2 protein-coding genes are annotated in these 674 nt (G+C 43.2%); both read left to right on the forward strand.

Annotated features, from left to right (window positions below; translation table 11 throughout):
- Positions 1 to 545: TVP38/TMEM64 family protein (locus tag R8O10_RS25430; protein WP_318191985.1), on the forward strand; the 545-nt coding region annotated here is incomplete at its 5' end.
- A partial coding sequence (locus tag R8O10_RS25435) for a putative signal transducing protein (protein ID WP_412035178.1) occupies positions 545 to 674 on the forward strand: 130 nt, incomplete at its 3' end. The genes R8O10_RS25430 and R8O10_RS25435, both read left to right, overlap by 1 nt.

A 674-nucleotide genomic window follows, 5' to 3' on the forward strand; every position in this document is an offset into this window, starting at 1 on the left:
TCACGGTGTATTTTTTAGCGTATGTTGCGATTACCGCATTTTCTATTCCCGGAGCAGCAGTGGTTACTTTGCTAGGCGCAGCTTTGTTTGGGTTTTGGTTTAGCTTACTTTTGGTTTCTTTTGCCAGTACGATCGGTGCGACCTTAGCTTTTTTGAGTAGCCGATATTTGCTTAGGGATTGGGTTCAATCGAGATTTGGGGAAAAGCTTGTTGCGATTAACCAAGGAGTAAAAAAGGATGGCGCTTTTTATCTGTTTTCTTTGCGCTTGATTCCAGTGTTCCCATTTTTCCTCATCAACCTACTGATGGGATTAACACCTATGAGCATTGCGCGCTTTTATTTAACCAGTCAAATAGGCATGCTCCCTGGTACTGCCGTTTACCTTAACGCTGGTACTCAGTTAGCAACCATTGATAGCCTTTCTGGTATCGTATCCCCGACTGTATTAGCATCTTTTGCTTTGCTGGGGCTGTTTCCAATACTCGTAAAATGGGTTATGAATAAGGTCAGGCCAACCCCTACTCAGCCAAATGGCAGTATTTGATGAAAATCTTTATCGCGAAAAATCCAGCAGAAGCGCACATCGTATGTGAACTATTAAAAACTGAAGATATATGCTGTGAGGTGCGTGGAGAAGGACTTTTTGGTCTGAAAGGTGAGCTTCCTTTTGGCG

The organism is Vibrio sp. 1727 (genome assembly GCF_033344415.1).
Lineage (GTDB): Bacteria > Pseudomonadota > Gammaproteobacteria > Enterobacterales > Vibrionaceae > Vibrio > Vibrio alginolyticus.